This window comes from Pedobacter chinensis (assembly GCF_003339865.1).
Classification (GTDB): domain Bacteria; phylum Bacteroidota; class Bacteroidia; order Sphingobacteriales; family Sphingobacteriaceae; genus Pedobacter; species Pedobacter chinensis.
In genome coordinates this window covers 248,667-271,560 of the sequence record NZ_QPKV01000006.1, presented here as the reverse complement: position 1 = coordinate 271,560, position 22,894 = coordinate 248,667, and the positions used below count along the sequence as shown (strand labels likewise).

Sequence of the window (22,894 nt, the reverse complement as noted above, 5' to 3'; positions counted from 1 at the left end):
CATTGCCACTAACATCTCTATTTTGGAATGCAGGGCAGGCAATTACGGAGATCGGTAGGAAAACGAAACCATAGCCCTTTCGCCATCACTTTAAAAAATCTCCTGTAATTGAACGTAGTTGCCCACATTTCGAATGTTTCGGCAAGTTTTGTAAATTTGAAAAAAGCATAGGTATTATGATAGTGGAAGATATATTACCCACCGGGAAGTTTACCCAGCCACAATTGGAATTACCTAGGATGTTTTCTAAGCAGTATCCGGAAAAAGTGTGGGTTGAGGTCAAGGATTTACTTTCTAAATATTTTATGGAAAAAGCATCCGGAGAAATGGATAATCTTTTTGATGAAAAAGGATGGGGAGATAATAATCCATGTCTGTCACAATAACCAAAGAAGTTTATTGACTCTAATCTCGATGTAATCAAGAAACGATTAACGGCAAAACATAGAAAAGTAATTGAAAAGCTATCTATACAGATTGGGAAACAATAATTATTGAGCAGTTTTAACAATCAGCAATTAATTCATTATAAACCCATACCCCTCACTTGCCGTTAGAGTAACATTTTCGCATCGTACCCTAAACACGCAATTCAGCGTAGAGTGATTTATTAATCCAACCATATCATTTTGATTTCGGGAGATTTGTCATCTTTCAATGGTTCTTTGCCCCTCTTTCCCCCATCAATGCATCTTCAATACTTTTTCAACATCCTCACGATAACTCCTTCCTATAGGGATCTGATGGTCTTCTATAACTATTCTATTGCGTTCAAGCCTTTTAATAACGGCATTGGCAACCAAAAAAGATTTGTGAACCCTAACAAAAAGGGCTTGTGGAAACATATCCTGCACCATTTTTATCGAGCCTTTGATCACAATTTTTTCCTCCTTTGTATGAATGATGGCATAATCTTTTAACCCCTGTATATGTGTGATCTGTTCAAAATAAAGTTTAATCCTTTTTACACCGCTTTTAACAAAAATAAATCCCGGGGCAGATTCACCAGATTCAAGGCGTGTATCCTGTGTCTTAAGCGTAATAAAATCTCTGACCTTATCCATTGCAGCAGAAAATCTCACAAAGGAAATCGGCTTTAATAAAAAATCAATCACACCGAGCTCAAATCCCTCAAAAGCATAGTTGCGGTATGCAGTTGTAAAAATAGTAAGCGGTGGATCTGGCAATTGTTTCAGAAATTCAATACCTGTAATTTTGGGCATTTCAATATCTAGTAATAATAGATCAACCTTTTGATTTTTAACATGGTGCAGCGCATCTGATGCATTTCTAAACAGTGCTACAGAATGAATATCATCCATTCTTTTTAAGTGCCCCTCAATCACTTCAAGTGCAAGCGGCTCATCATCTATAGCGACAATTTTTAGCATATTCTCAATTTGTTTTGATTTACAGTTTAAGCATCAGTCTGGCCGAAAAGCTATTGTGGTTGTTTTCAAGCACAAGGTTGTGTTTATCGGGATATAGCAGTTCCAGACGTTTTCGTAAATTTTCAAGGCCTATCCCCCCCTTATTTGTGCCAGTAACTGAAGACGGCTTGGCATTCTTTACCATAACTGTCAATGTTGACCCTTCCAGCACAATATCGACAGTTAACCAGCTATTTTCAGTTTGCTTGCTCATCCCATGTTTAAAAGCATTCTCTACCAGAGGCAGCAAAAGTAGTGGGGCAATTTCATGCCCGCTCAACACTCCATTTATATTCAGTTCAATAGCAGCTTTATCACTAAAGCGAAGCCGTTCCAATGAAATATAGTTATTAAGGTATGTAACTTCTTTTTCTAACAAAACTTTTTCATCAACACTATCATACAACATATATTCCATCATTTCTGATAGCTTGAGCACCACATCTGGTGCAAGTTCAGATTTTTTAAGCGTCAGGGCATACAGGTTATTTAATATGTTGAACAAGAAGTGTGGGTTTACTTGGGCACGAAGAAACTCAACCTCTGCGTTCAGTTTTTCTACCATGATCTTTTGGAGGGTAAGCTGCTGCCCATACCAGTCCAGGCTCAATTTAAGCGACAGCATCAACCCCAGATACCATAAGGTGCTAAAAAAATTATAGGATAAAGCCTCCATTAAATGACTGGTGCGCATAGGGCCTACTACGTACCCGTACAGGTAAAAATCAAATAGACTTTGGGCCGCTAAATACACAATCACAGAAATGATAACGGCAATAAAATAGGCCAGGTATCTTTTTTTTAGAAGGTATCTTGGCAGGAAATATTGGAGATTAAGGTATGCGATGATGATGAGGAGCACTATTCGCATTGTTACACATGCTACGAAATAAGGCATGCTGGCTTTATATATGAGGTATTTTTTTTCGAAAATAAAGAATCCTGTGATCAACAGCCAATAAATGCCATGAATTAATACATATTTAATTGAGGCGCTGCGATTTGAAAACGGCAGTTTAATCGGCCTGTTTATGATATCCATTTTCTATCGGTTTAGTGCTAATGGTATATTTCCGCTCAAAAGAAACGAAAAGCATTCAAGTGTCAAAATTATATCGACAAACAGCTTAAAAAATAGATGAATATAAACGGCGAAAAACTGACGTCTATTATTCTGGTTGTTGGTCTACTATTTTTTCACTTTGGTGCATTTAAAGTTACTATTGTGCAGTAACTCTATTATTTCATTTAAAACTTATACTATGCAACAAATTAAATCCAGTCATGCGTTTATTAAGATGTTTACGCTGATTACCTTATGCTTTACCGTATTTGGTTTCACACCAAAATTCGGATTAGACAGTTACGAGATTTCTCTGAACAATAAGCTCGTTTTAAAAGTGGCGGTAAACCAGCCTTTGAGTTCGAGAATACTGCAACTTGCCGGGGCGAAGCAAAGCGACCAATTGCGCATCAATTACACACATTGTACAACAAAGACAGGCGGTACTTCCCGGAGCATTGAATTGAGGGGGAACAAAGGTAATGTGTTAAAGAAGTGGGCATTTGCCGATGGCACTCATTCGAACGAAACCATGACCATCGCCATAAAAGAGCTATTACTACTGCGCAAGGGAAACGCCCATCATGATCTTAGCCTTCATTATGCATCACATGAACTTCCCAAAGGCGAGACACTTGCGTTTCTTAAATATTGAGGTAAGCTTGCCAAAGCTCATGGAGAACTCTGTTAACTAAAGGCCCGAATAATTTTGAACAAAAAGACACATGCCTAAAATTAGCTGTTTTTTTATCTTGTTACTATATTTCTGCCCTGGGGCAAAAGGTAGATAAGATCTGATTCTCTTAAAGCAGACTCTTTAACTAAAAGATTACCTATAAACCTAAATACCATCGTTATCCGAGGTCAAAGGCCAGTCATCGAGCGGCGCATAGACGGGATCGTTTTCAATGTAGAAAGCTTGCCTGCAAATGCCTGGTCCGGATGCCTCGGATATCCTAAGAAAAGTTCCGATGATTAATGTTGACGGAAATGGGGCGATTTCTGTCCTTGGCAGTGCTAACATAAAGGTGCTTATCGATGGCAAACCATTTAAAATGTATGCCTTCTCTATCGCAGATGCTTTAAGGGCAATTAGGCGAGAATATGGTCAAGATAGAGTTATCACAAGCCCTTCGTCCAGATATGATGCACAAGGGACGCATGCTGTGGTGAACAACATTACCAGGAAGATAAGGTTTATCTCATCAATTCGCAATTCATAAAACTGAACCCACATGCTTTTAATCAAAACAGGAAGGGCATCATTTCCTGGTATAGTGCGGTGCTTTTCCCTATCATACCAATTAAAACAATTGTTGCGTTGAGAATGAAAACAACCCATAATTGAAAGCAGCAATTAGCAATCAAGCTTCTTTTCCATGCGAACCAAACTGTGAATGGAGAGAGGGTTACTGGAGTAAGCTTCGCAGCCTGTTATTGGTAGGTCAGAAAACATTGGTTCAATCTTTCAGGGATATATCCAACTGCATTGCATTTTGATTTCTCATGATGTCCACTTTTATCTTTCCCTCCAGACTTATCTCCTGATATATTTTTTGGAGATCGTTAACATTTTTGACTACATTATTATTCAGTCCGATCACCACATCCCCTTTTTTAAATCCATTTTTTTCAGCGATTGATCCGGGTAAGAGTTTGATCAATAATACACCATTGTCATTATGAAGGCCGGCGGCAGAACGTTCTCCCAGGTTTTCAATATTCTTGCAGGTAGCCCCGAGCCATTCGGTCTGATCGGATATAACGTGCTGTTTTTTAACAGCCAATGCATCTATCTGTGGTTTGCTGGCAATTTTTTTCAACCTGGCCGAGGTAACACCAAAATCTGTATCAAAGTTTTTGAATCCTACAGAAAACGCATCAGAATTGATTTTAAGCCTGTAATTTCCATTCTGTTCATCAACAAAACCGGCATCTCCATAATTGCTGTTAACATCATTATTTGCAATGCGGCTATTTTTCAAGGCTTCCTCGCTGAGGAAATAGTTACTGTCAATTTTTGCTCCCCAATTATCCATCAGTATTGGTGCATAAGCAGTTGTAACAATGTTCCTGCTAAACTCATCTCTGCTGTTTTTGAGCCATACATGAGGATGAAAGGTGTTGTTGATGATTATGTTGTTTGTTACAATACGGTTATAACCTTCTCTAAGTTTTAATCCGCCACGCAAACATATATTGTTGTATATCCGGTAATTGCTGCTGCCATCATCCAGGTCAATATCCCAGCCATGGTCACAACGAAATCTGTTGTTTCGGATAATGATGGGATCAATAATATCCAGCAGTTCAATTCCGGGCCTCGCTGCAACAATACTGTCTACAATCTGGCGTTCAGGCCTCCAGTACCTGTCTCGCCCCCAGGAATTAAAAGCACCATGATCTCCTGTTTCAAGCACGGTGTCAAAAACTTCGTTAAATTCTATGATATGCCCTCCCCAGGTACCTTCGCTCACGTTTATGCCCGCACGTGGAACCTGGTATATGGTATTGTGACGCACAAGAATTTTGGACGCCATAGAAATCTGCACACCGGCAGACTGCTTTTCGATGGTTCCGGTATTATGTATAAGGTTCCCGGAAGCGTAACAATCTTGCGGAAAGTTTTTGCCGATCGGCCCGGGCGCCATGTCCATTTTTTCATAAGGAACAAACTCTTCATATCTGAATGCAGGCGAACGTACCGCGGCAGGATCACCCACGAATGCAACTCCGTTGGCGCCGATATCGTGAATATGATTGTCCACTATGTTGACGTTCTTATTGTAGCGGCTCAGAAATACTGCGCTGCCACCAAGTTGATAAAAATTGCAGTCGGTAACGCTAACATCCTCCGTGCCTTCCAGAAATAATGCTCCGCTACGCAGAATGGCCCAGTCACTACGAAGTAGCGGCTCACGAACCTGCATGAAGCTTCTGGAAGTCTCGGTAAAGTCAATTCCCTGAATTTTAATGTGCCGAACTGGTTTTTCCAGGCTTCCACGGATTGAAATAAGTTCAGTGTGTCTGGTTATATAAAATGTGCCCCTCTTCACATCCTGATTTGAGGGAGGGATGAGATAAAGCGTTTTTGTTTTTTTATTATAAAACCACTCTCCGGGCGAATCGAGCTCCTCAAAGATATGCTCTACATACCGGTGCTCTGCATGCATTTTAGCAGGCCGGTTGTTTTGCCAGCCACCTTCATACACCAACAGGCCTGCGGCATCTTTTTTCTTAATCAAATAGTGAAAATCGCCCCATTCTCCCTCATGCAATGCATGGATATATCCTCCCGAAGGATCTGCCCAGGTTTTGATGCGATCTTCAGCCAATGCATCGCCTGCCGTTCCGTTAAACACCCTCGCGGTACTGTCAAAATTTGGATATCGGGCCATGTGCAGTTTTTTGCCGTCTAAATAGAGATCGTCAAAATTTTCTCCCAAATCTATTTTACTGAACAGAATCTTTCCCCTGAACGTTTTCCAGGTTGGGTTTATTTTTTCTGATCCTTTAAGCACGACATGTTCATTTTCACGGGATCTGATGAGAAGGGATGATGCTTTATAATCATCTGAGTGTATACTGATGGTTTTTTCAAGTGGATAAGTTCCTCCGGCAATTTCTATCGTCACCGCCTTGCCCTGTTGCGAAATTGAAACAGCGATCGCTTTTGATAAACTTTTAAAGGGTTGGGTACTTGATCCGGCATTGCGGTCGCTTCCAGAAGCGGAGACATGATAAATTTGTCCGGAAGCATTCTGGAATAATAACGATACGAGGGCAACCAATATCAATTTTTTCATAAAATCAAACCTATTCGAAAATCAATTTAAAAATAACACATCTGTGTTTATAATCCACAAGAAGTTAACATCATCAGATCCGGTTTAAGGTGTTGCTACGGTTGTCTAAACATTAGCCATTCAGAATACCAAATCAATATTCTTATATGTTACTTTTAATACGAAGCAAGTAAATCATTAACATTGGAAAAGAATTGAATGGAATAAGCAAGATATTCAATGATTTTGGCTTATAGCCGCTCTCTGCCAACAAATTAACTCCATTCAGGTTTCACATCAATTTACAGATGCCATAAACATAAATGGTAACATTAAGAAATAGCAAATAGATAAATAACTTATGTCTTTACCTATTTCCGTTGGTATAACTTGATCTTTGCCTTTCTTTTACCAAAACGAAGCCTTAAAGAGGAATACTAAATAGTAACTTGGCATTTTTCTATTTCAATTACAGGAAGTCGTCCTGTCTCTGTCATAGTTGCCAGTCTTCATCAAATCCTGAAATTTCTTATAATCTTTAGTACAGCTTTCGGAATTGGTACCAACTCCACTATACTTGTCAGTAAAGCTATTTGTTTATGACATAAGTCTAAATCTCCAATTAGATTACAAGCAAAATTATAATGATCATTAATGAATTTGTCATTTATTATCTTCATTTGGTATAGATGTTGTAGTTACAAATGCATATTAAATATTATCTTTATATTTGTCATAGTGAAAAGAAGCATTAACATATCGAATATCTTCCCTAACTACCTATTCTGGGATATGGATATGAATAAACTTGACTTTAAAAAAGACAAGGATATTATTATTCCGAGGGCACTTTTTGCAACAAATTCTGATACGTTTGACGAGGATATTTTAAGACTTGAAAAAATTTATGATAAATTAGATATTATTAAAGAATTGAAGTCTACTAAAGAAAAAATTAGCAATCAAGTATGTTCAATGATTGCTGAAAGATATCATATCCCTTCTTTTTCAAGATACAGTTTATGAAACCAGTATCAGAAGTCCTTTTAGAAACTATAAAGGAACTTCAATCATTACCTTCACTACATCTTTCCACTTTGGGTGGAGGAACAAACCTAGCAATTCGTTATTGACATAGAGTTTCTGATGATATTGATTATTTTTCCCTGAAATAATTGGCAAACTAGGATATCAAAAAATTCTTGAAGAAGTCAAGGAATTTTATGGATCAAAAATACTTGGGGATATATGACTGATTACCAGTAGCAAACATGGCAAGCTGACCTATGTTTTCGACCGCAGATGCCAATACTCCGGATGCGGAAAAGAGCTCTTTGGACGCTCTGACAAAAAATACTGTAACGACGAATGCCGCAACCGGGCCAATAGCGTTAAAAGGCGGAGCGATGCCTGGGGAGAAGACAAATGCATCTATGAGATTACCCGAGACCTGAGAAGAAACCGTTCGATCATGAAATCAACAGGTGCTTTTCTGAACGACACCAAGATCGTCACCAGGGGCTGGATGCTGGACAGGGGCTACAATTTTGAATACTACACCAATATTCTGCACACTAAAAAGGGCGATTATTTTTTCTGTTATGAATTTGGGCACATGATCTTAGAGGAAGGAAAAGTGCTGATCGTAATGACGGACCGTTATATTGAATTCAAGACAAGGATACACAGTCATCCTGATGATATGTAAAAGCTAAATTGTGCGGAATATTCCCGTCTTTCAAATTGCCTCGAGAGTTCCCGATTCCTGAACAAAATGTTATTATTTTAGTTTCTCATCATGATGAATCAACCGAATATCCAGATGGAGGGTATCGGAGTAGATATTTCATCAATTACGCACTCTAAACGCTGTTTTTGATGCTCTAAAAGCGGTTTTTTATCTGTCATTTTGATAATTTGACTGAGTTTTGGCTGAGTTTTCAATGTTCAAAATCATCAAAGATCCGCATTAAAAGCTCTTTAAGCTTAATTTTTATTAATTTTCGTATTACCTAATTTACCAAATTTGGCTGAATTTTCTAAAAAACTTTAAAATTATTAGTGGATAATTTTGCATTCTACACCTCTTATATTTCCAAAAATTCTAAAAAATTTCTACTACATCTCTAAAATTTTATGGCTGGGTTTTAGCCGTATTTTTTAGCTTTTTACAAATAAAACATATCGGAGACAAAAAATAACAAAACCACTTCAAAAACCGCCAATGATCTGTTAACTAGATGTTGCGTTTGTGGAGAATAAAACATTTATCATCCACCCCCCTTTAAAGTTGGTTTGGCTGAGTTGTAAATTTAAACTCACATACCACATTGATTTTAATACAATATCTTTTTTTTGAGTAAAATACATTATTGTCAACCAATAAATTACAGTCCTAATTTTTCCATTAAGAGCTGACGATAGTTTGCTCCTATTGGAATTTCTTCCGATCGCAAGGCCAAAGTATTTCCTTTTAACGCCTTTATCTTGGAGAGATTGACCAAATAGGAACGATGAATACGTTGAAATTTATTGGCAGGCAGCATTTCTTCCAACATCTTGAGGTGCATGGATACAAAGTATTTAACTTCGCCACCACAGAAGATCCAACAGAAATCCTTTTCTGCTCGGAGAAAATCAATATCAGCATGGTCGATGCGCACCAACTTCGAATCCTGTTTAATAAAAATGTAATCAGGAGTTTCTGGCATCGGTTGGGGATGAAGTGGTGTTTTTCGATCTATAGCTTTCTGTACGGCCTGATAAAATCGTTCAAATGTGATTGGCTTCAATAGGTAATCTACAGAGTTTAGTTCAAAGCCCTCTACTGCAAAATTGGCAAAGGCTGTGGTAAAAACAACTAGGGGCGGCCTGCGCAATGACCTCAAAAATTCTGTTCCCGTAATGGTTGGCATCTGGATATCCAAGAAAATGAGATCGATGGAAGTTTCGTGCAAAGCTTCATAGGCTTCGGTCGCATTCTTGCATTTCTTAACGAGCAATACTTCTGGGATTCTCCCTATGTACCCTTCGAGCAGGTTTCTTGCAATGGGTTCATCATCAACAATAAGACAATTCAGTTTAATCATAGTTGGATAGTTAAATCTACAGAATAAACACCATCTAACACTGAAGTTTCATACCAATGATTGTCCTTATAATAAAGTTCCAATCTTTTTTTCAGGTTATTGATACCTATACCCCCAACTACATACCCTTTTTGTTCTTCAACTATACCATTCTCAATTGTAAACCTGAATTTTCCCTGCAACACGTCCAAAAAGATATCAATATATGAACCCTCTTCATCACTATTATATTTAAAAGCATTATCGATTAACGGCATTAACAATAAAGGGGCGATGTGATAGTCGTTGTTGTCTAATTGCCATTTAAAATTCACTTTGGTATCGTTCAGCCTCACTTTCTCCAGTTCGATATAATCGTTCATCAGCTTCAGCTCTCTTTCAATTGGCATCAGATCTTCATTAGAATCGTACAGGGTATAACGCAACAATTCAGAAAGTCTTGATACCAATCCTGCCGATTTCTCCTTATCGCCACTGAGAATAAGCCCATATATATTGTTCATGGCATTGAACAGAAAATGTGGATTTAGCTGTGCCTTTAAGAAGCTGAACTCAAGTTGTAGATTGTCCTTGGCCAGTTCCAAGGCTCGGATGTTGCTCCTAAAGGCTTGGATGGCCATTTTAATGCTGAATGGAATACACAGCGCAAACAACAGTAGAATGGGTGTACCCAATCCCAACAGTCTGGTCAGTACTACATTTATGAGTCCGCGGTTTAAATAAGATGCATAGGCCGCATTCTCATGCCTCAATATTCCTTTGCATGCTTCACACATGCCTATAATGAATACTTCCAGATAAGAATCTAGCACGGTATAGCACGCCAATGCTATAAGTAAATAAGTAATCCCGACCGTGTAACGCCTTTTTTGTAATATAGGCAAGATTCCATATACCGCTATATAATAGAATGTGGCTAGAACAATTGTGCCAACCAACGTTAAAAATAGATATACTGTTGTCGGGAAGGATCTATACACATTAAATGAAACATTTGTAAGATAGAGTTTTACCCCGAACAGTACAGTCCAAAAAAGAAGGTGCAGGCTTATCCTGATTGTTGGCTTAGCGTAGATTTTTTTTATGATTTTGGAGGTCTGCATAGATTAAATATCTGCTTTTCCTTACGTTACTACAAATATTAACGACCAACACGCTAAATTTACCAATGAAATCTAGTTACTGGCCAATGAGCGATTTTTCTTTAGGTAACCCTCTTCTTGTTACCTAAAAACATGTGTTTATGTAGATTTTTTCCTATTCTGTCGATTAAAGTTGCTAGCAAATTTATACTTAAGCTATTTGCAGAAAATTCGCAGTTATGAAAAACATGATTATCAACGCCCCAGCATGGATTAAGGTACTTTGCTACTTCCTAATCTTATGGGTGGCTACCCTTATTGCTGGAACAGTTCCTATGCTCAACGATTTTATTTTCTTTTTTACAATTGCCCTACTGATGAGCTGGGCATTTCTCAGATTAGAAAATCGATCTCTTGTTTCGATAGGATTCTGGCCAAAAGACAAAAATACCATTGCAGATTTTTTTGGTGGTCTTGGTATCGGGATAATGATGCTGATTTTTACTTTTATTTTGACCATTTTACTTACCAAGGACAACTGGAAACTGAACACCCATATTAATTTAATTTTTGTCATTATAACTTTTCTGATGTGCCTCTGGTCGGCATTTGTTCAGGAATTTGTTTTTAGGGGGTATCCTTTCCAAGAGCTGCTAAAAAATTATCGTTCATGGGTTGCACAGTTACTGATCGCTATTCCATTTGGATTGATGCACATTAATAAGGGGATGGAGACAAATGATATTATTCTAGTTATGTTGTCCACCGGTGCTGGCTCAGTGCTCTTTGGCCTGGCCTATATTAAAACTAAAAACTTAATGTTTCCGATCGGGATCCATTTGGGATGGAACTATGCACAGGAACTTATTCCACGAACTACAGGTGGCAAAAATTCCGCTTTGGTAATCATCATCGACAGCCATACGACCTATAATATGTTCAATGTATCTTTCCCCTATTTCTTGATCATACTTATAGCCATAATCGCCATCTGGAAAATCAAAAAGCCAACAGGAAAAAATAGCGTTTAATTACGATTCCACTTAAATAAATCAAAATCACATTATTACGTTAACCATATTAGTTCTAATGCAATATTCTCCACTAACTACAAAATAGCGGCCAGTAAGCCTTATTTAAGTAATAGCGATAGCTTTCAAAGTCCAAACTCAGACAAATTTTAAAATAAAAAGCCCATAAATATTTGAAAATCAAATATTTGTCATTTTGGGCAATTGAGCTGAGTTTTGGCAGAGTTTTTTAGTCAATTATTTATAATAAATAAAAAACATCATTTAAACCATTTCAAAGGCGTATTTTTTATCTATAATGTGTAGATTACATTATTGTCCACAAATATATTTTCTGCTAAAACATCAATTTAACTTTAAGATTGGTGGTTTTTTCATCTCTTTCTTAAAAAATCTTCAGATCAATTTTTTCAATAATTTTTAAAAAAAGTTGGCTGAGTTTTTTCTGTACGAAATCAGATGTGTTAATTGATTTGGAAGAATATTTTCTTGGATTAGTATATTAATACCTACTTACCAATTAGTTGTTTCGCCATCGCAGCTATCTCATTAATATCAAACGGCTTCGATATATAATAATCTGCCAGGTAAGTTTCCCTTTCAACTTTCGAAAATGCATTAGATGCGGTCATCATGACTATTTTAATATGCTTAGTGAAGGAGCTTTCTTTAATTGCTTGACAGATATCAAGGCCGTTATCTCCATTTAGGATTACATCCATGAAGATCAACTCTGGCTGGAAGCTTTCAATTACTGAAGCAATATCCCTGGCGATTCCAGCGACTTTACAAGATAGCCTTCGTCTGCAAATAAAAAAGAAAGTACTTCTAAGTTGCCTTGATCATCGTCGACCAGCAGAATTTTTTTCATCTCATTTTGTGCCTATTGTTTGAATGTATATTTAATCGAAAAGCCCAGATGTCCATCGTATGGGGTTGGCAATACTACAAAGCTATCATTTTTCTTAGGCAAAAAAACATTCCTTAAGTACGGATAGACTAAGTAAGCTAATCTGGTCGCTAAGATACCGTAACCAGCACCCATGACTACATCACTGAACCAATGTATATGGTGGTACATGCGCAATACATCGGTAAAGGTGGCAGCACTATATCCAACAATATTAAACCAGACCGACCTTTTACCATATTCCTGACGCATAAATTCGGCAGCCATAAAAGCCATAGCCGTGTGCGACGAGGGAAAAGAACTTGTCCCAGATCTATCTGGGCGCATCCTATAAATGTTGTTTTTCGTAAACGTCACCGCAGAACTGGTTATTGCCATCGAAATGAGTAACATTGCCGAACGGTCGATAAAATGATGCTTTGCCTTTACCCCTATGATATCAAGTCCATAAACTGCGGCAATTGGGCCATATCTTAGGTAATCATCAACTGAACCAGAATAGCCATGCTGACCAATAGTTGAATTATTGATATACCTATCAAGCTGCCTTAAACTACCGCTTCCCAACGAGAGCGTTCCATAACCGAGCAATGCTGCCGGCACAACAAGCTGTCTTAGGAACTTAGGTTTGGCAACCGTCACTTTATTGCTATCAAGGACAGAGGTATCGAGCTGTGCACTAGCCGTGAATATATTTCCAACAATTAAAATAGCGAGCAATAATTTCCTTCTACAAATCCGCATTCCTTATTCGTGATCCTTTAACTGTCACGAAACTAGAAGGGAAATCTGTAGTAAATCTGTCGGAGGAAACGCTAAAACTTATAGCTATAGCCTAACCTGAAAACCTGTGTTTCAAGGTAATCTGTGCTGTTGTAGATAAAACCGTTGCCGATGATACTTCTCTTGGTCTTTAAGGTGCCCAAAATATCTGTCCCATTCAGGAACAGTTCACCTTTTCCTTTCTGTATCTGTTTTTTAACACCCAGATCAACAGAAAACCTGGAGCCTATAGTTCCCTGTGGGATGATATCTTTTGCTAAGTAAACACCTGAAAGTTGGATCTGTGTCTGTCCTTTCAGCTTGAACATGTTGTTGAGCTTAAAATTTCCCGAGGTAATGCTTTCTTCGGCCATATGATAGACCGTTGGAACCGGATATCGATTGGTTATCGTAAATGCATTGATCTTGTTCCTGTAGATGGCCGCACTGGTATTGAAAGAATACCAAGGTGCGAGTTCTTGTTGCAGCACAATCTCGCCTCCAGTCTGATAGCTTCTTCCAGCATTCTGGAAAATATTATAAAGGATGGCATTGCCAGGAACCTGCGTAGCAATCCTTGTAATGGTCGCATCGATCATCTTGTGGTAAAGTGAAGAATAGATATTCCCTTTTGTCCAGTTCAGGCGATAGCCAAGCTCGATGGTATTGGTAAACTGTGGACGCAAGGTAGGATTACCGACCTTTAACAGTTCAGGTTCATCATACTTTGGAAAGATGCGAATATCGACCTCGTTCGGCCGATCTACCCTTCGGTTAAAGAATATCGAAAGTTTGTTGTGCTCATCAATCTTATAGGCGAGCCTAAGATTTGGGAATGGACGGGCATAGTCATAGCCATCGCTCTGATAGGTATTGTGGTTGGGATTTACATCGTACTGCACCTTTACATATTCAAACCTCAAGCCCGCTTCCATTTCAAAATGATTGGTCTCCAGCACGTAATTGGCGTAGGCAGCGGGAATGGTTTCCTTATAATCAGCCCATCCACCAGCATTTACATCAATGGGAGAATTGAGCCCTGGGAAAAACTGCATGTCGGTCGGGATCGTTCTTCTTCTAAATTTCAAGCCCATTTCAATTCTTCCCTGTTTCAACGGTTTGATATAATCCAAATTAAAATCAGCAACATGCTCATCTGATAATAGGGCAAAAGAATCCTCTCCCGTAAAAGTGGGCATGATGTTGGTAAAGAAATATTTTTCGTCTTCCCTATGCCAAGTGTAGCTGAAGCCAAGGTTAAGCGAGTGGCCCGGCTGGGAAAACCTGTGCTGATAGCTGGCAGATCCAGTCACCGTGTATTTAACTTCGTCTTCTAAAAACTGCCACAATCTTAATCGCTGCATACCGCCATTAAAGTAGGGAATATCTCCTTTATCGATAATTTTTTCACGATTAAAATAGCCCGAAACGGTAAGGGAATTCTGTTCATCAGGATTCCAATCTATTCCAGTTTTTACCGTAGTATAATCGGTTGTTCTGTTTCTTTTTACCTGTTGGTTGATAATTGTTCCATCACTATAGCTTCTTGTTGCAAACTCGTTACGATTTAAAGTCTGCGTGTACAGATAATCGCCCTGCAGAAAAGTGTTCAGCTTGTTTTTTCTGTAATTGAGGGATAACGAGGGATTGATCTTCGGTGTGGCCTGAAACTGCGGACGGATGGTTGGCAGGTTTTCCCTCCTTTCCCACAGCGAGCCAAGCCCTGAAGTTAACCCAATCTTTCCGTTAAATCCTTCCTGCTTGTTCTTTTTATAGATGATATTGATGATTCCTGCATTGCCGTTCGCGTCGTATTTTGATGAAGGATTATTAATGATCTCAATCCTTTCGATCGCGGAAGCAGGAATATTGTCCAATCCCGTCTGCGTACCAAAGCCGGTCATCGCATTCTGCTTTCCATCAACCAATACGGCAACCCTATCATTTCCGCGGAGCTGGATCTTGCCATCCTGCAAGGTTACACCCGGGAGGTTCTGCATAGCCTGTAGAACCGAACCGCCAGATTGTGCTACATTGTTGCCCAAGGTAAATGTCTTTTTGTCCATCTTATCCGAAAGCCCATCTGCGTTTGATTGAGCAACAACGTTAACGGTATTCAAGGTCTGTGCATCTTCTGTTAGGATAATTTCTCCCAGATCTAAAAAGGCATTGAGCGAGCCCACTATAATATCCTGGCTTTTCTTCTGATAACCGACAATGGTAAACTCTAGCGAATAGTTGCCAGCTGAAAGGTCGGCAAGCTTAAAACGCCCCAGTGAATCGGTGATCGTTCCCGTAACAAATTTTTGGTCCGCTTTCTGCTTGACCACGATATTTACATATTCGATCGTTGCTTTGTTCTTTGCATCCCTGATAAGTCCGGATACGGTAACTTTTACACTTTGTGCATTTGAAAAGTATGCCGTAAAGATCAATAACAAGAGCAACAAAAATTTCTTCTTAAAAATCATAACGTAAATTTATGGTGTATTATCGAATGTGATAATTTTAATGCATAGTTAACTGTCAATTCTGTTGGAAATTAGAAGTTGAAATCAACATGTGGAAATTTTATGCAATACTTTCGGCCTTTTTGCTGCAGCTATGGCAATCTTGGCCAAAGTCGGCATCAAGGGATCTGTGGAAACCTTGCAACTGCAATAAGGACCATTGTAATTCTTTTATAGCTTGGGGCATCGTGCTGGCAACCGGGGATATCAGGGAGCTGAAGACACTGACCAGAAATAACCTTTTGTTCCCCGGACTCTCTGGAATTGCAACCGGGCTTTCTTGGATCTTCTATTTCAAGGCATTGGAAACGGGCGATTTAGCCCAGGTCGCCCCAATCGATAAGTTAAGCGCTGCCATTGCGCTGGGACTGGCATTCCTGATCCTAAAGGAGCCTATAGAAGCAAAGACCTTGATAGGTGCCCCATTGATCGTTTCGGGCGCCATCGTCATTATCCTTTGACAGTTCTGATTTCCTACAGAATTTAAATGTTACTTTGCAGCTCATGAAGATATTAGTCATAGAAGACGAGGAAGCCTTAAGGGAGAGTATTTTTTCCTATCTGACTGGGGAGGGGAACCTTTGCGAGGTAGCAATGGATTATTGGTCCGGAATCGAAAAAATAAACCTGTATAGTTATGACTGTATCCTGCTTGACCTTACCCTTCCGGGCGGAGATGGGCTTAAGATCCTGGCAGAAATCAAAAAGATGAATAAACAGGAAGGTGTACTGATCATATCTGCTCGCCATTCCCTTGATGATAAGCTCAGCGGCCTCGAAATGGGGGCAGACGATTATCTGGTCAAGCCGTTCCATCTTTCGGAACTTAAGGCGCGGATCATGGCGATCGTAAGGAGGAAGAATTTCAGTGGGAGCAATCTCCTCTCCTTCAATGAAATCAATATCGATATGCTGGCAATGGAAGTCAGGATCGGCGATAAGCTCATCAACTTTACCAAGAAGGAATATGACCTATTGATCTATTTTATCTCCAACCAGGGAAAGGTTATCAGCAAAAATGCCATTGCCGAACATCTGTGGGGCGATGAGATCGATATGTCCGACGATTTTGATTTTATCTATACCCACATCAAAAACCTGAGAAAAAAATTGGTCGAAGCTGGGGCGAAAGATTATATTAGGTCAATGTATGGCGTAGGATATAAACTGGAGAATATATGAAACTGGCACAGCAATATAATAGGGCAAACCTGATCACTTCGTTCATTATTTTGACGATTACCGGGGTCATCTATTATGTCGCCATCCATTTTATACTGACCGGAGACCTTGACAAGGATCTGGTAATCGAAGAAAAGGAGATCGAAGCCTATGTAAAGAATTACGGAAAACTTCCCTCTCCAGGAGATTTTCTGCACCAAAAAGTAACCTATAATAAACTTAATGCTGGAAAGACGATTGAACGCAGTTTTTTCTATGACGATTTTTACAACGAGGCCGGAAAGGAGATCGAACCCGGAAGAAGCCTGGTTACAAGTGTCGCAGTCGATGGCGAAAGCTATCAGGTGACCATCAGTAAATCAAGGGTAGAGTCAGAAGACCTTGTACAGCTTATATTTATGATCACCCTTGCGGTGACCATATTGCTGCTTGTTTCATTGCTGTTGATCAACAGATTTGTCCTACAGCGGATATGGAGCCCATTCTATGCAACGCTCAACATGATGAAGGCCTTCAATCTGACACAAAAAGAGGAGATCAATGCGCAGCCAACCAATATCGATGAGTTTAATGAACTTAACGAATCTGCTGGCGCTATGGCTTCCAGGGTACGTCAGGATTACGGAGAACTCAAAAGTTTTACGGATAATGCATCGCATGAAATGATGACCCCACTTGCCATCATGAACTCAAAGCTGGATTCGCTACTGCAGACCGGGACCTTTTCAGACTCACAGGGAGAAATCCTAAAGGATATCTATCATGCCAACAGGAGGCTGATCAAGCTTAACCAGTCATTATTGCTGCTGGCAAAGATCGAGAACAACCTGATACCAGATATCCAGGACATTGATATGGCAAGGCTCGTAGACGATAAGATTGCCCAGTTCAGTGAACTATTGGATATGGAAGGAATGGCATTATCCTCGGATCTAAAACCATCCGTTGTTCGGATGAGCGGCTATCTGGCAGATATCCTTTTGAACAACCTGTTGGCAAATGCCATCCGTCACAATAATTCCGAGGGGAAGATAGATGTAATACTTGACAACGATCGTCTTCAGATCACCAACACCGGAAAAAGCGGGCAATTGGAACAGCGGCTGTTCGAAAGGTTCTCCAAGTCCGCGTCCTCGGAGGGAACGGGGCTTGGTCTTGCCATCAGCAAACAGATCTGTACCTTGTACGGCTTTTCGATCCACTATGACTATCTTGATGGTAGGCACCGTTTTTCGGTTAATTTCTGAAAAAACCCTATTTCTGATCTCCACTACAGAATTGCTACATAATCTGCAATTAGTTTTATAGCAAAACTTGTAGTACCATGAAAAAAATATTCCATTCGATCGCATTGCCGATGTTTGTTGCCACAACCATCCACGCCCAGAAATTAAATACCAACAAGGTGCGGTCATGGGACTTTCAACTCATTTTGTTAAACGGGGAGTTGGAAGGCTGCGGCCCGATACTTCTGGATCCAATTCCTTTCCCTCTGGCCATACCGCATCGGCTTTTGCAACTGCCGAAATTCCTTTACCAGGAGTTCAGGTACAAATCTCCATGGATCGGATATGCGGGATACTTTGTTGCGGCTGCAACTGGAACGCTAAGGTTATACAACAACAAACATTGGTTTAGTGATGTCGTGGCGGGTGCCGGATCTGGGATTGCCTCGACAAAGCTCGGTTACCTGGCCTATCCCCATCTTAAAAGATTAATCAGCGGAGCTGGCCACCCCCGGCACCTTAGTTTTAGCCCAGATTATCAAAACCATCATTTTGGCTATAGGCTTTGAGCGTTTCCTGCGACCACCATTTTTAGCTGATCGATGTTCCGCTGTTTTCTTTCCTGTAGAACGGTTTTGCCATAAACGGTAAAGTACTGGTGATTGGTAAGCATTTCAAGGTTGAGCGCATTCCATTGTTCATCGGTATAGTGAAGGTTTAAGCAGGTTTCCCATTCCTTGCGTAGCGAAACTTCAAATCCTGGATAATCGTCCCTAGAAAAATGGTAAAAATCGGCATCGCAGAGAACCATTTCCAGTTTATTTTTTGGACGTTGGGGAAATACCGTGGCCAGGATACATGAGGTAATCTTTTCTATCCGCTGTGCATCCAGGCCATTGTCAGCCAGAAAGTCCCGTGCAATGATCACGCTCAGTTGCTCATGTCCCGAATAGCCCCTGGTGTAGCCTGTATCATGGAACCATGCGGCAATTGCAACGAGATCAAGTTCTTCAGTAGACAGGCCAGCATTTAGCCCAATTTCCTCCGCGGCAATCACCACATTTCCAGTATGATATGCGCTATGGAAACTCAGCTGTACACTAAGCTCTTCTGCAAAAAGATCGGTAACGAAACGGCTGGAAAGCTCAACGATATGATTTAAGTCCATAAAATCCATGATGTATACAAGAGTACACCTAGAATCTGTAGCAATATTGAAGTGCCAAAGTTCAGATTCTCTTCAGAATTCAAACCTAGCTTTGGCCGCTGGCCAAAAAAGGTAGACAGTAATGAACAGATTAAAAAAAATAAAGACTCTTTTTCAATACAGGTTTGGTCCGGTATTCTTGGCGGCAATTCTACTTTGTAGTATTTCATTGCTCACCCGGATCTTCCTGCTGGCCTATTCTGCAGCTACTTTCGAATGGTCGAACCTGAATCTTTTTAAGGTATTTCTGATCGGGCTGCTCTACGACCTATCCGCCGCTTCGTACGCCTGCATACCACTTGTCATCTACCTTTGGGTTTTTCCCTCCAGATGGTATACCAGGGGACTGAACAAGGCCCTGCTCTTGACCTATTTTTTTATAGTCGTCCTAACCCTTTTTTTTAATGCGGTATCCGAATTTATATTCTGGGATGAATTTTCCGTCCGCTATAATTTTATTGCCGTAGATTACCTGATCTATACCACCGAGGTCATCGGAAATATTCGCCAATCATATCCCGTTGGAACTGCATTGACCACATTGCTTGTCATCTCTACTGCTACAACCTACTTTTTGCGAAAAACGATTTGGCGTTCAGCCACAATCGCCATGAAGCTTGGTCAAAGAACGAAGCTGGCATTGCTCCTGCTTTTGGCTCCGGTAGCGACCTACTTTCTTGTAGACCATAGATGGAAAAGCTTAAGCGGCAACCAGTTTGTCAACGAGCTTTCCGGTAACGGGATGTATGACTTTGGCTTTGCCTTTTGGCACAACCAATTGGACTATGATACCTTTTACCAGACTATACCGATCGATAAAGCTGTCCAGATCATGAGGAAGGACCTAGGATTTGTTCCCGTAAATGCAAAGGATCGGAACACTACCAGAAAAATCCAATCATCCCTGCCAGAAAACAGGATGAACGTGGTCATGATCAGTGTGGAAAGCTTAAGTGCAGAATTTCTGGGCAGCTATGGGAGTAAGCAGGGGATTACGCCCAACTTGGATACTTTGGCAACACAGGGACTGTTGTTTACCAACCTGTATGCATCCGGAACCCGCACAGTCCGGGGCCTTGAAGCCTTGTCGCTTTGCATTCCGCCAACGCCGGGACAGTCGATCGTAAAAAGGCAGGATAATCGAAACCTGTTCACCTTGGGCAGCGTGTTTAGGGCGAAAGGCTACAACAGCAGGTTCATTTATGGCGGATATGGTTATTTCGATAACATGAACGAGTTTTTTTCACAGAATGGTTATGAGGTTACCGATCGCAATGCGCTTACCGCTAAAGAAATCCATTATGAAAATACTTGGGGGGTGGCAGACGAAGATCTGTTTACCTTATCGTTAAGGGAACTTGACAGGGACTACAAAAACGGCAAACCCCTCTTTGCACAGATCATGACCGTTTCAAACCATAGGCCGTATACCTATCCAGAGGGGCGTATCGACATTCCTTCCCATACGGGAAGGGAGGGGGCAGTGAAATATACAGATTATGCCATTGGCAAATTTATCAGGGAAGCGAAACTGAAACCTTGGTTCAAAAATACCCTGTTTGTTATCGTAGCTGATCATTGTGCATCGAGCGCAGGAAAGGTGGAACTTCCTGTAGACAAATATCATATCCCGATGATCTTCTATTCTCCAGGCCATATAACGTCTGGAAAATTCGAAAAACTTGTTGCACAGATAGACATCGGACCCTCTATATTAGGCTATCTGAACTTCAGCTATGAAAGCAAATTTTTTGGCCATGACGTATTTAAGATGGGCGATGACCAACAAAGATTGTTCATTAGTACTTATCAAAGTTTGGGATACATCAAAAACAACAAGCTTGTTATCCTTGATCCTAACAAAAAGTTAGGCACCTTTGCACCCAACTTTAAAACAGGAAGTTCTAAACCCATTGGATCTGAAAAATGGTTGACGGAAGAAGCAATTGCAAACTACCAACTGGCCTCTTATTTATATTCTGATGGGGGCTATCAGTATATTTCAAAATAAGGATTCACGAAACTGTACATTTCGGCTATATTTCTGTTTGGCTGAGTTAGTCTTATTAATTGACAACTAAATTTCTAACACCTTACTTATTAGGCATTTGATTGCTAGATGTACCTAATGCAATATTCTCTACAACAGCTTAATCAATATATTCCACCGGTAATCCGTTATGAAGGTGCCATTTTTCACTGGCGGCATTATCATGAAGAAAGATACGTCAAAAAAATCTGTCAATGAGAGAATCCTAAGCGACCTGCCCAGTACAATAAGTTCGTTGACCCAGGAAGTCAGCAAAATCAATATACAGTTAGCCCACCTTTTCCAACAATCAAAAAAAATCGACGAAATTTATAGCCTGCATTTTCCAAATGGCGAACTTGAGAAAAACGCCAAGCTCCGTGACAGGTTCCTTGCAGAAATCATCTTGGGAATCCCCAGGAAACGAAAAAAAGGTTAGGCTGCCCTACACCACCACACCGGCCCGAAGATCGATCACAGATATTCGACCTACCTCCACCCCAGCCCTGGCGCAACGTGCTCCAAAATCGCTGAAAGCACATGAACATTATAATCAACCCCCAGGGTATTTGGAATGGTCAAAAGCACGGTATCCGCTTCCTGTATCGCCTCGTCCGCTGCAAGTTCCCTGATTAGCTGATCAGGCTCTGCCGCATAGCCCCTGCCAAACACCGCCCTTTGGGTAGGCTCGATGTAGCCGAAACTGTCCGATCCTTTCCCCTGCTGGCCGAAATACATCCTGTCCCTATCGTTCATCAGTGCAAAGATCGATCGGCTAACCGAAACCCTTGGCTCGCGATCATGCCCGGCTTTTTTCCATGCTTCCTTATACAACCTGATCTGCTCGGCCTGCTGGATATGGAAGGGTTTTCCGTTTTCGTCAAACTTCAGCGTCGAACTCTGCAAATTCATCCCGTTCTCAGCCGCCCATACAGCGGTCGCATTGGAAGCGGCTCCCCACCAGATCCGCTCGCGCAGCCCTTCCGAATGCGGTTCCAATCGAAGCAGCCCCGGCGGATTGGGAAACATCGGATTGGGATTGGGCTGGGCAAAGCCCTCTCCCTTTAACCTTTCCAAAAACTCCATCGCTTTCTCCCTTCCCATATCGGCATCATTCCGTCCTTCCTCAGGCGCATAACCGAAGTGTCTCCAGCCCTCGATCACCTGCTCGGGCGAACCTCGGCTGATCCCCAGCTGCAACCTCCCGCCAGAGATTAGGTCGGCAGCCCCGGCATCCTCTACCATATACAACGGGTTTTCATAGCGCATGTCAATGACACCAGTCCCGATCTCGATCCTGCTGGTCCTTGCCCCAATAGCAGAAAGCAGCGGAAAAGGTGAGGCCAACTGTTTCGCAAAATGGTGCACCCGGAAATAAGCGCCGTCCACTCCGATCTCTTCAGCCGCAACGGCAAGATCGATGGACTGCAACAACGTATCACTTGCAGTCCTTGCCTGATATGAGGGATGGTCGGCCCAGTGGCCGAACGATAAAAATCCTATTTTTTTCATTACCTGATGATGTGATGCGAAGTTAACGATACACACGGCGACTTCAGGTCACCGCCCCGTCAAAACGGACAAAATC

General features: G+C 40.8%; 21 protein-coding genes. 11 read left to right on the top strand and 10 right to left on the bottom strand.

Annotation, left to right across the window (positions count from 1 at the left end; genetic code table 11):
- Positions 1–176: 176 nt before the first annotated feature.
- Entirely contained in the window at positions 177–386 is a 210-nt protein-coding gene (locus DU508_RS15445; RefSeq protein ID WP_115403703.1) for a hypothetical protein, read from the top strand.
- A gap of 297 nt (positions 387–683) precedes the next feature.
- On the opposite strand, the gene DU508_RS15440 is transcribed toward DU508_RS15445, so the two are convergent.
- Complete coding sequence (locus DU508_RS15440) at positions 684–1,391, bottom strand: LytR/AlgR family response regulator transcription factor (RefSeq protein ID WP_115403702.1); 708 nt, start codon at positions 1,389–1,391, stop codon at positions 684–686.
- A 19-nt stretch (positions 1,392–1,410) separates the two neighbouring features.
- Complete coding sequence (locus DU508_RS15435; RefSeq protein ID WP_115403701.1) at positions 1,411–2,472, bottom strand: sensor histidine kinase; 1,062 nt, start codon at positions 2,470–2,472, stop codon at positions 1,411–1,413.
- A 220-nt stretch (positions 2,473–2,692) separates the two neighbouring features.
- Between DU508_RS15435 and DU508_RS15430 the strand changes: the two genes are divergently transcribed.
- On the top strand, positions 2,693–3,148 hold the full coding sequence (locus DU508_RS15430) for a hypothetical protein (protein ID WP_115403700.1): 456 nt from the start codon (positions 2,693–2,695) through the stop codon (positions 3,146–3,148).
- Positions 3,149–3,953: 805 nt separating this feature from the next.
- Here DU508_RS15430 and DU508_RS15420 read toward each other — a convergent pair.
- Complete coding sequence (locus DU508_RS15420) at positions 3,954–6,299, bottom strand: PDZ domain-containing protein (RefSeq protein WP_115403698.1); 2,346 nt, start codon at positions 6,297–6,299, stop codon at positions 3,954–3,956.
- Positions 6,300–7,016: 717 nt separating this feature from the next.
- Between DU508_RS15420 and DU508_RS15415 the strand changes: the two genes are divergently transcribed.
- On the top strand, positions 7,017–7,304 hold the full coding sequence (locus tag DU508_RS15415; RefSeq protein WP_115403697.1) for a DUF6922 domain-containing protein: 288 nt from the start codon (positions 7,017–7,019) through the stop codon (positions 7,302–7,304).
- A 445-nt stretch (positions 7,305–7,749) separates the two neighbouring features.
- On the top strand, positions 7,750–7,986 hold the full coding sequence (locus DU508_RS15410; RefSeq protein WP_115403696.1) for a hypothetical protein: 237 nt from the start codon (positions 7,750–7,752) through the stop codon (positions 7,984–7,986).
- 679 nt (positions 7,987–8,665) lie between these two features.
- On the opposite strand, the gene DU508_RS15405 is transcribed toward DU508_RS15410, so the two are convergent.
- Positions 8,666–9,367, bottom strand: coding sequence for a LytR/AlgR family response regulator transcription factor (locus DU508_RS15405; RefSeq protein ID WP_233509647.1), 702 nt, complete (start codon positions 9,365–9,367; stop codon positions 8,666–8,668).
- Positions 9,364–10,179 carry a sensor histidine kinase gene (locus DU508_RS15400; protein WP_158542187.1) on the bottom strand — a complete coding sequence of 272 codons (816 nt, stop codon included), beginning with the start codon at positions 10,177–10,179 and terminating at the stop codon, positions 9,364–9,366. Before DU508_RS15400 ends, DU508_RS15405 begins: the two co-directional genes overlap by 4 nt.
- A gap of 518 nt (positions 10,180–10,697) precedes the next feature.
- Between DU508_RS15400 and DU508_RS15395 the strand changes: the two genes are divergently transcribed.
- Positions 10,698–11,480, top strand: a complete 783-nt coding sequence (locus DU508_RS15395; protein WP_158542186.1) for a CPBP family intramembrane glutamic endopeptidase — start codon at positions 10,698–10,700, stop codon at positions 11,478–11,480.
- Positions 11,481–11,989: 509 nt separating this feature from the next.
- Here DU508_RS15395 and DU508_RS24335 read toward each other — a convergent pair.
- From DU508_RS24335 to DU508_RS15380, 3 genes are all read right to left on the bottom strand, one after another.
- The gene (locus tag DU508_RS24335; RefSeq protein ID WP_115403693.1) at positions 11,990–12,292 is read right to left on the bottom strand and encodes a response regulator; all 303 of its coding nucleotides are present in this window, start codon (positions 12,290–12,292) and stop codon (positions 11,990–11,992) included.
- A 71-nt stretch (positions 12,293–12,363) separates the two neighbouring features.
- Positions 12,364–13,134 (bottom strand): phosphatase PAP2 family protein, encoded by a 771-nt coding sequence (locus DU508_RS15385; protein ID WP_115403692.1) that lies wholly within the window; start codon positions 13,132–13,134, stop codon positions 12,364–12,366.
- A 71-nt stretch (positions 13,135–13,205) separates the two neighbouring features.
- Positions 13,206–15,623: an outer membrane beta-barrel family protein gene (locus DU508_RS15380; protein WP_115403691.1), complete on the bottom strand. Its 2,418-nt coding sequence runs from the start codon at positions 15,621–15,623 to the stop codon at positions 13,206–13,208.
- Between the two features lie 89 nt (positions 15,624–15,712).
- Between DU508_RS15380 and DU508_RS15375 the strand changes: the two genes are divergently transcribed.
- The 4 genes from DU508_RS15375 to DU508_RS24255 all read left to right on the top strand — a co-directional run bounded on the left by DU508_RS15375 (position 15,713) and on the right by DU508_RS24255 (position 18,639).
- The gene (locus DU508_RS15375) at positions 15,713–16,123 is read left to right on the top strand and encodes an EamA family transporter (protein ID WP_262511027.1); all 411 of its coding nucleotides are present in this window, start codon (positions 15,713–15,715) and stop codon (positions 16,121–16,123) included.
- Positions 16,124–16,166: 43 nt separating this feature from the next.
- Positions 16,167–16,844: a response regulator transcription factor gene (locus DU508_RS15370; RefSeq protein WP_115403690.1), complete on the top strand. Its 678-nt coding sequence runs from the start codon at positions 16,167–16,169 to the stop codon at positions 16,842–16,844.
- Positions 16,841–18,091, top strand: coding sequence for a sensor histidine kinase (locus DU508_RS15365; RefSeq protein ID WP_115403689.1), 1,251 nt, complete (start codon positions 16,841–16,843; stop codon positions 18,089–18,091). Before DU508_RS15370 ends, DU508_RS15365 begins: the two co-directional genes overlap by 4 nt.
- Before the next feature lie 77 nt (positions 18,092–18,168).
- Positions 18,169–18,639: a phosphatase PAP2 family protein gene (locus DU508_RS24255; protein WP_317047850.1), complete on the top strand. Its 471-nt coding sequence runs from the start codon at positions 18,169–18,171 to the stop codon at positions 18,637–18,639.
- Here DU508_RS24255 and DU508_RS15355 read toward each other — a convergent pair.
- Entirely contained in the window at positions 18,627–19,238 is a 612-nt protein-coding gene (locus DU508_RS15355; RefSeq protein ID WP_158542185.1) for an HD domain-containing protein, read from the bottom strand. The two genes, DU508_RS24255 and DU508_RS15355, sit on opposite strands and share 13 nt — an antisense overlap.
- A gap of 121 nt (positions 19,239–19,359) precedes the next feature.
- Here DU508_RS15355 and DU508_RS15350 point away from each other — a divergent pair, with 121 nt between their 5' ends.
- Together DU508_RS15350 and DU508_RS15345 are read left to right on the top strand one after the other, a co-directional pair.
- A complete protein-coding gene (locus DU508_RS15350; RefSeq protein WP_115403687.1) occupies positions 19,360–21,288 on the top strand; it encodes an LTA synthase family protein in 1,929 nt (642 codons plus the stop codon).
- 169 nt (positions 21,289–21,457) lie between these two features.
- Positions 21,458–21,745, top strand: a complete 288-nt coding sequence (locus DU508_RS15345; protein WP_147273639.1) for a hypothetical protein — start codon at positions 21,458–21,460, stop codon at positions 21,743–21,745.
- 50 nt (positions 21,746–21,795) lie between these two features.
- Here DU508_RS15345 and DU508_RS15340 read toward each other — a convergent pair whose 3' ends face one another.
- Positions 21,796–22,818 (bottom strand): LLM class flavin-dependent oxidoreductase, encoded by a 1,023-nt coding sequence (locus tag DU508_RS15340; protein WP_115403685.1) that lies wholly within the window; start codon positions 22,816–22,818, stop codon positions 21,796–21,798.
- Positions 22,819–22,894: the final 76 nt, after the last annotated feature.

Bases quoted from the DNA above. Each gene is read 5' to 3' on its own strand.
- DU508_RS15445 (WP_115403703.1), top strand. From the start codon at position 177: ATGATAGTGGAAGATATATTACCCACCGGGAAGTTTACCCAGCCACAA.
- DU508_RS15440 (WP_115403702.1), bottom strand. From the start codon at position 1,391: ATGCTAAAAATTGTCGCTATAGATGATGAGCCGCTTGCACTTGAAGTG.
- DU508_RS15435 (WP_115403701.1), bottom strand. From the start codon at position 2,472: ATGGATATCATAAACAGGCCGATTAAACTGCCGTTTTCAAATCGCAGC.
- DU508_RS15430 (WP_115403700.1), top strand. From the start codon at position 2,693: ATGCAACAAATTAAATCCAGTCATGCGTTTATTAAGATGTTTACGCTG.
- DU508_RS15420 (WP_115403698.1), bottom strand. From the start codon at position 6,299: ATGAAAAAATTGATATTGGTTGCCCTCGTATCGTTATTATTCCAGAAT.
- DU508_RS15410 (WP_115403696.1), top strand. From the start codon at position 7,750: ATGAAATCAACAGGTGCTTTTCTGAACGACACCAAGATCGTCACCAGG.
- DU508_RS15405 (WP_233509647.1), bottom strand. From the start codon at position 9,367: ATGATTAAACTGAATTGTCTTATTGTTGATGATGAACCCATTGCAAGA.
- DU508_RS15395 (WP_158542186.1), top strand. From the start codon at position 10,698: ATGATTATCAACGCCCCAGCATGGATTAAGGTACTTTGCTACTTCCTA.
- DU508_RS15385 (WP_115403692.1), bottom strand. From the start codon at position 13,134: ATGCGGATTTGTAGAAGGAAATTATTGCTCGCTATTTTAATTGTTGGA.
- DU508_RS15380 (WP_115403691.1), bottom strand. From the start codon at position 15,623: ATGATTTTTAAGAAGAAATTTTTGTTGCTCTTGTTATTGATCTTTACG.
- DU508_RS15375 (WP_262511027.1), top strand. From the start codon at position 15,713: ATGTGGAAATTTTATGCAATACTTTCGGCCTTTTTGCTGCAGCTATGG.
- DU508_RS15370 (WP_115403690.1), top strand. From the start codon at position 16,167: ATGAAGATATTAGTCATAGAAGACGAGGAAGCCTTAAGGGAGAGTATT.
- DU508_RS15365 (WP_115403689.1), top strand. From the start codon at position 16,841: ATGAAACTGGCACAGCAATATAATAGGGCAAACCTGATCACTTCGTTC.
- DU508_RS24255 (WP_317047850.1), top strand. From the start codon at position 18,169: ATGAAAAAAATATTCCATTCGATCGCATTGCCGATGTTTGTTGCCACA.
- DU508_RS15355 (WP_158542185.1), bottom strand. From the start codon at position 19,238: ATGGACTTAAATCATATCGTTGAGCTTTCCAGCCGTTTCGTTACCGAT.
- DU508_RS15350 (WP_115403687.1), top strand. From the start codon at position 19,360: ATGAACAGATTAAAAAAAATAAAGACTCTTTTTCAATACAGGTTTGGT.
- DU508_RS15345 (WP_147273639.1), top strand. From the start codon at position 21,458: ATGAAGGTGCCATTTTTCACTGGCGGCATTATCATGAAGAAAGATACG.
- DU508_RS15340 (WP_115403685.1), bottom strand. From the start codon at position 22,818: ATGAAAAAAATAGGATTTTTATCGTTCGGCCACTGGGCCGACCATCCC.